This window comes from Anabaena sp. EIM26 (assembly GCF_057568715.1).
This window is the reverse complement of the sequence record NZ_JBWNLG010000004.1, coordinates 138,260-144,869: the sequence shown is the minus strand read 5'-3', so window position 1 is coordinate 144,869 and position 6,610 is coordinate 138,260. Positions and strand designations below refer to the sequence as shown.

6 protein-coding genes are annotated in these 6,610 nt (G+C 38.8%); 3 read left to right on the top strand and 3 right to left on the bottom strand.

Annotation, left to right across the window (positions count from 1 at the left end):
- The first annotated feature begins 519 nt into the window (after positions 1–519).
- A complete protein-coding gene (locus tag AC012T_RS28530; RefSeq protein WP_487067561.1) occupies positions 520–1,764 on the top strand; it encodes an alpha-L-fucosidase in 1,245 nt (414 codons plus the stop codon).
- Between the two features lie 165 nt (positions 1,765–1,929).
- On the opposite strand, the gene AC012T_RS28525 is transcribed toward AC012T_RS28530, so the two are convergent.
- Positions 1,930–2,220: an HNH endonuclease gene (locus tag AC012T_RS28525; RefSeq protein ID WP_487067559.1), complete on the bottom strand. Its 291-nt coding sequence runs from the start codon at positions 2,218–2,220 to the stop codon at positions 1,930–1,932.
- 364 nt (positions 2,221–2,584) lie between these two features.
- Here AC012T_RS28525 and AC012T_RS28520 point away from each other — a divergent pair, with 364 nt between their 5' ends.
- Positions 2,585–3,982: an ATP-dependent DNA helicase gene (locus tag AC012T_RS28520; RefSeq protein ID WP_487067557.1), complete on the top strand. Its 1,398-nt coding sequence runs from the start codon at positions 2,585–2,587 to the stop codon at positions 3,980–3,982.
- Between the two features lie 387 nt (positions 3,983–4,369).
- Here the strand turns inward: AC012T_RS28520 and AC012T_RS28515 are convergent, their stop codons facing one another.
- Both AC012T_RS28515 and AC012T_RS28510 read right to left on the bottom strand, forming a co-directional pair.
- Positions 4,370–4,870, bottom strand: coding sequence for a hypothetical protein (locus AC012T_RS28515; protein ID WP_487067555.1), 501 nt, complete (start codon positions 4,868–4,870; stop codon positions 4,370–4,372).
- Positions 4,867–5,661, bottom strand: a complete 795-nt coding sequence (locus AC012T_RS28510; protein WP_487067553.1) for a hypothetical protein — start codon at positions 5,659–5,661, stop codon at positions 4,867–4,869. The genes AC012T_RS28515 and AC012T_RS28510 overlap by 4 nt, the downstream gene beginning before the upstream one ends.
- 443 nt (positions 5,662–6,104) lie before the next feature.
- Here AC012T_RS28510 and AC012T_RS28505 point away from each other — a divergent pair, with 443 nt between their 5' ends.
- Entirely contained in the window at positions 6,105–6,536 is a 432-nt protein-coding gene (locus AC012T_RS28505; protein ID WP_487067551.1) for a helix-turn-helix domain-containing protein, read from the top strand.
- Positions 6,537–6,610 lie beyond the last annotated feature (74 nt).

Genomic DNA, 6,610 nt, shown 5'->3' with positions numbered 1-6,610 from the left:
AAGGTAATTTTTTCTGTCGTATTTTAAAATCCGACATGGAAATAGGGAAAATGTACATTTTTATAAAAAAGTGCTGTACAGTCCTGCGGTCATAGCTGCGTTGAGAGCAGAGCGTGAGCAGCAGAGCAATTTAGTTATTGCTGCGAGGCTTTGAGATATCCACATCGGCTATGAAATCACCATCCTTTGATGTCGTATTTTAAAATACTACATCTGTCATGATGAAGAAAACCATTATGATGATTAGAACACAATTTATAGCAAATTGGTGTAAAGCTCTGCGGGCATAACTGTAGTTAGAGCGATTACTAGGTCGCGCTGTACGCGATCGCTTGGCGTTTAGCCCGTAAAAACCTTTGCTTCCAAGCTTTCAGGAATTAATAATGTCCTAATCTCCTTGTCAGTTGCTATAGAAGAAGTTAATAACTAAAACCCATAATTCCTCTCATAACCAAAAAGGCAGGAAACAGGCTTGTTTATAAAGACCAATCACCCTAATTATTTCCAAATTTCATGATCATGAATAACTGGTTTGATGCAGCTAGGCTAGGAATGTTTATTCATTGGGGACATAGTTCCCACCAAGGATGTGAGTTATCTTGGCCGTTAGTGGGGGGTGTCTTCAGTCTTCCTTTTTGCCAAAATATTCCAGTTGAAAAATATCACTGCACAGCTGATACTTTTAATCCGCAGGAATACAAACCTGAAGAATGGGCATATTTAGCCAAAAGTTTAGGGATGCAATATGCCGTATTAACAGCCAAGCATCATGATGGGTTCGCTCTCTTCCATACCCAGGAATCAGAGTTCTCAATTGCATCTGCACCATACAAAAAAGATATTGTTCGGGAATTTATCGACGCTATGCGCTTTGAGGGATTGCGTATTGGACTTTATTTTTCCCTCAGTGATTGGCATCATCCTGACTATCCGGCTTTCACAGAAGCAGATAAACCTTATCGTTTTGACCAACTGCCTCAACCCACACAGCAACAATGGGAGCGATATATCCAGTTTCTGTTCAATCAAATAAAAGAATTACTGACTAACTATGGTCAGATTGACATTATTTGGTTTGATGGTAGTTGGGAAAGGACTCCAGAGCAATGGCAAGCTGAAAAATTGGCAAAAATGATTCGTGATTTACAACCTCATATTCTCATTAATGACCGCTTACCCAATTGTGGAAACTTTGCAACTCCTGAGCAGTTTATTCCTCCCCAACCTCCGGCTCATCTTTGGGAAACCTGTCTGACTATTAACGAGAGTTGGGGATATAACTCAGATGATTGCAAGTTTAAATCCTCCCGTCAATTGATTCATACATTGTGCGAAGTCGCTGCTAAAGGAGGCAAACTCTTACTGAATATCAGTCCAATGGGCAATGGACAATTTCCACCTGAGCAGTTGGAACGTCTCCAAGATATCGCTGAATGGATGTCTCGCAATTCTGAAAGTATCCTCGATACAACACCAGGACTAGAACCGTGGCAATTTTATGGACCTTCAACTCGTCAGGGCAATCACCTTTATTTACACCTGTTAATGAAGCCCTATGAAAAAATATCGGTTAGAGGTGTACCAATTAAACAAATAAAATCGGTATATGTTCTTGCTGACAGTACACCACTGGACTTTACAAGTCGCTGTGCAATTATGGATTCTATTCTCAATCCCAATCCTGTGGGAGAATTAACAATTTATGTTCCTGAATCAGTCATTGATCCCTACGTGACAGTAATTTGTATTGATATTCAATCTTGAGTTATTTACAATAACATCATATTAAATATCTCTTATGCTTTTAATCTTGACGCAGCACGTTTGGTTTTGACAATTTTTGTGTAATTGTATTTTTACCCTTCGATCTATGCTCAGAGTCAGCAAGTTCAGTAAGGGGTTATCAAACATCACACCATTTTATCATTGCTAAAATTGGGAAATATCAAACAACGACAACTGCCCCACAGAAACATTACCTTTACCTCCGCGATGGTAACTAAGGTGACACGCAGAGCATAGAGGTATCAAGTTTTCAGGTCTATTATCAGAAGGGTTCCTATTCCAGTGGTGAACCTGTAAATTATATGCTCGTGGTTTAGTATTGTGAGGTTTCTCACCAGGACGTAAGCAAACACGACCGCATTTTTGACAGCACCAATCAGATTTTTCCTTGATGGTTTTGGCTAGTTCTTTCCAGTGCTTAGGGTAGTCACTCATGATAAATACACGCTACATATTAATATTTTACTTTCCTGTAAAAAAATTGTGTGAGTGTTAAAGTAACAATTCTTTTCTGTGGATTTGGCGCTGACTTTGTTAAATAAACTACTTTAAAAATTCATGAAACTATCAAGAATTAGACATTGAATTTTAACCGCATAGAAGCAGCAAACAGGCTCATTAACACAGCGGATCGATAGTTCGGCGATTCCTACGGAGCGCTGAGTGCAAGGCACACGCTATCGCTCATCTAAATAATTCTTTATAATTCTTTTCCACTGCTTCTACATTTTTGATACTAAAAGGAGTGTTGTTTTGTAGTCAACCAAAACCAACAGCTACCGCTGCATTGAGTGGATCAATGAATGGAATTAATGCAGCGATTATGCTCCAAACTCTTCCTACTTTCCTGACCACAAATTCTTTTCCATTTCAATTTACCCAACAGCAGCAAAAAGCTTTAGATAAAATGTGGACTTTTATACAACCAACTGTCACAGCTGCTTTATTTCTGCTCGTAGGATTTGCTGGAACCGGTAAGTCAACTATAATTTTCCAACTCGTTAAAGTTTTGGTGGCTACAGGTAAACGAGTCGTCTTGACTGCACCTACTAATAAAGCTGTAGGTGTACTGCGACGAATGGCAGCAGAAAACGGTGTAACTGGCGTAGAGTTCTTTACTATTCACCAATTGCTAGGACTAGGAATGGTGACTAGAGGTACAAAGAAAGTACTTGAGCAGACAGGAGCATCTTACATCAATTTATTTGATGTTGTTTTTATTGATGAATGTTCCATGATTGGTAAACAACTCTGGCACTGGATTGAAAATGTGGCTAATCAATCATCCACCTGGACAAAAATCAAAATTATCCTGATGGGCGACCCTGCCCAATTAAATCCAGTTAATGAAAGGAAATCTCTGAGCTTTCAAGTAGCAAATAAAGCAGTATTAACTCAAGTTGTCCGCCAAGGAATTGATAGTCCCTTACTGGAGTTTGTCACGGCTTCTCGTTATGCAGTAACTAAAAGTAAACTACCATTTGCACCATTTTCTAAATATCTACCTGATAAAAGTAACGGGGCGCTGATGGTTAAACGGCAAACTTTACTGCGGTATGCCTACAAAAAGATATCTCAAAAATTTGCTCATAATCCAGATTGTTTCCGTATTTTATCTTGGACTAATGCTCAAGTTGACTTTTATAATCAACAGATTCGCAGATATTTATATGGTGAGAATGCCAACCGATTTATCTCTGGAGAACGATTAATTACTAAAGACCCAATTATGGCTCCTGATGGAAAAACTGCGATTCTTTCCACATCTACAGAATTTACTGTTTTAGATGTCTTGGAAGACCGTTATAAAAACTATGATAGTTGGAGATTGAAAGTAGAAACAGATGAGGGAATTGTGCGTCAAATCTACGTTCTACATGAAGATGAAGAAAAGCGATTTCACCAAGAAACGCAACGCTTGCTCAAAAGTGCCAAGCGTAATCCCTTTCTTTGGAAGCAATACTATAAACATTTAGAACAGTTTGCTAATATCAGAAACTGTTTTGCATTAACTGTTCATAATAGTCAAGGTAGCACTTTCTTGGAAGCGGGTATTGATGGTCAAGATTTGAGTAAGCGGCTGAATCGAGAACGCGGAGATGATAGTAAAGCAGTCCTAGCTAAAATTAAGGAGTTTAATCGGTTGTATTATGTTTCTAGTTCACGGGCTAGACAAAGAATTTTGGTAATCCGGTGATGTCCACAGTTAACGAATAATTGAATTCAAACCATTTCGGTTCTTCGGTTCTTTTTATGGAAAACCCGGTTCAAAATCATTGAAAGCCTTATTGTGTAGGCATTTTATTGAAAATATGGGCATAATTGTTTATAAACCTTGCCCTGTAAGGGTTTTGTTATAATCAATCCTCAATCACCATAAAAAGAACGCAAGAGCCACCATTTCTTGTATTTTGTATTGGCCATCTATTTTTACATTTTGTTTCTTTATAGCCATCTGTTGTAATTATTTTGCAAATTGGTATCATTTGTATCAAAATTACAATTTTGGAATAAGCAATGAATTGACAAGGTTATTAAGCTGTTACGCCTACAAGTTACATTTTAATTTGGGAATTTGAGAGAATTAATCTTCTGTTTGTTCGGGTTTTTGCCCTAAATATTCATTTGAGATATTCATCCATTCCTCATGAGAAATTGCTTCAATCTCTTGCTTACGTTGCTGCACGTTGCGATTATCATTGTCAGCGCGATCGCCACTTCCAGGCATTTGCAGTTTTTTAGCCAGTTGGCGAAAGTTAATTTGTTGCTGTACTGTGTTACGCCAGTTTTCTCGATTGATTAAATCTAGCTTTTGACAAATACTGGGAATAAAGCGAGTATCAAAATTCTCAACTCCTACGTTTTCCCAACGTTTAGATGCGTTGCAATAGCCTGTTTGACAAAGTACCCACTTATCTCGATTTGGGTTGTATTTCGGCATGATTAACTGAACTAAATGGCAAGACACTAAACCAGAATCTTGGCAACAGAAACATCGCCACTGGGGATAAAAAATTTCTCCCTCTTTATTTTCCTCTTCAGGCCGCAAAGGAATTGGTTCAAATTGGGGTAAGTCATCAATCATTGTTGACCCCATATTAAGTGATTAGTATCTGCCCATTTGAAAAATTCTCGTCGTTCTTTTTCTTCTAGACGGTTCTCAGCATAAAAACCAAATTGTCCAAGAGAGCGAATTTTTTCGATCCACTCATGGCGATAGGGGTGATTCTCCCATTTTTGCTGCTGAATTTCAGGAATCTTACCCTGTATTTTCATCCATTCCGCTGATATTTCCTGCCAGTGCGCCTCTACCCACTTGTAGGGAAGCTCTGGGGGATGAGGGAGTCTTTTGGCTTTTTCCAAACCAAACTTTAAAAAACTCTCTCTCTCGCTATCTGAGAGAGAGTCTGTATAGTCTGAAAGAGTCTGTATAGTCTGAGGAGAGTTAGAATCCTTGCTCTGAGAGGGTTTTGGGCGTTGTTTTTCGCATTTTTGAGAATCTTGTCTCATTTCTGAGACAGTTGTCTCATTTTTGAGACTACTTTCGCATTTTTGAGAATCTTCTCTCATTTCTGAGACAGTTGTCTCATTTCTGAGACTGGATACACCTTTGAGATTGCGAATACTGAAGCCTTTATCTTGAAAGTCAAATAATTCAAGCTCTTGGAATTTGGCGATCGCTCTGTAGTATGTAGCTTTGCTGACTTTGCATTCTGTCATTACTCCTAATGTGTCAATATCCTCATAAGCATCACCCCAAGGCTCAATTTCAATGAGGTAGCTCCATATCCTCCATTCGGCAGCAGTTAGTTTTGCTTGGCGGAGAACTTTGGCAACTTCGGGAGTGACAGGATAAAATCTGCCTTTAATATTCATCCTCTACCTCTCAAATGTGAACCAAACAGATAATTCTGGGCAGCTAGATGGAAAGAGCGCCGCTTTTTCTGGTATGCATACACTAAATAAATGAATATACTGGTGATGCTCTGGTACAGACAAGATTGCTTTGGTGGTGTGAGTTCCCAGTAGTCTCTCAACCATTCTTGATAGTGGAGAGGGTAGAACTCACCCTGTAATTTTGAGATTCCCTGTGTCATAATCTATTGGATAAATTTCTATCTATGCTTGCCCCGGTTCAGCTAAATGGGAGCTTGTTTTTGTTTTTTACGTGGTCATTGCTAAGACACAAAAAATGCCTAATGACAACTGATGCTTATTTGTTGATGTTGGTCTACCATTGAATTGGAATTTACTAATCTGTGAATTAGCCTATCGCTGTATAAAGTAACGGTCAATTAGCCAATCAGCTAATTTTAGTAATGAAAGTTAACAATTCTGTCTCGGCTATTTCTTACCCAGTGTCCCCCCTGTCCCAGTCCTTCGATGCGACGATAAAGCAGTATAGGATCAGTGCCAAACGGTTGTCTGGCGAAACCAAGGTCTCAGAAAATCACATTTCCGAGTTTCGGCGAGGAAAATGCGACGTTAGCACTACCACCCTGTCAAAGTTGCTGGATGGGATGGAAGTTTTAGCTCCTGGTTCCAAACAATTCTTTTATCAACTGGTATTAGATCAAGAAAATCAGTCATCTACATCCTTGAAGCGATCGCTCGTTGAAGTAATTCAAACTGCGGATGAGGATGAACTATTAGATGCAATGTCTGAAATTACCAATCGTTTTCGTTCTCTCCGTAGCTTCACAGATGTTTCTTCTGCCCACTCTTTGATAAATGTAAATAATTGCGCTTGATGTCTTGATGCACAGATTTAGATTTACACAGAAAATATTAATCTAGGCATAACAATTAAAATAAAGCTTAAATT

Excerpts from the sequence above, each read along its gene's own strand:
- AC012T_RS28525 (WP_487067559.1), bottom strand. The coding sequence starts at position 2,220 with ATGAGTGACTACCCTAAGCACTGGAAAGAACTAGCCAAAACCATCAAG.
- AC012T_RS28505 (WP_487067551.1), top strand. The coding sequence starts at position 6,105 with ATGAAAGTTAACAATTCTGTCTCGGCTATTTCTTACCCAGTGTCCCCC.
- AC012T_RS28510 (WP_487067553.1), bottom strand. The coding sequence starts at position 5,661 with ATGAATATTAAAGGCAGATTTTATCCTGTCACTCCCGAAGTTGCCAAA.
- AC012T_RS28520 (WP_487067557.1), top strand. The coding sequence starts at position 2,585 with ATGAATGGAATTAATGCAGCGATTATGCTCCAAACTCTTCCTACTTTC.
- AC012T_RS28530 (WP_487067561.1), top strand. The coding sequence starts at position 520 with ATGAATAACTGGTTTGATGCAGCTAGGCTAGGAATGTTTATTCATTGG.
- AC012T_RS28515 (WP_487067555.1), bottom strand. The coding sequence starts at position 4,870 with ATGATTGATGACTTACCCCAATTTGAACCAATTCCTTTGCGGCCTGAA.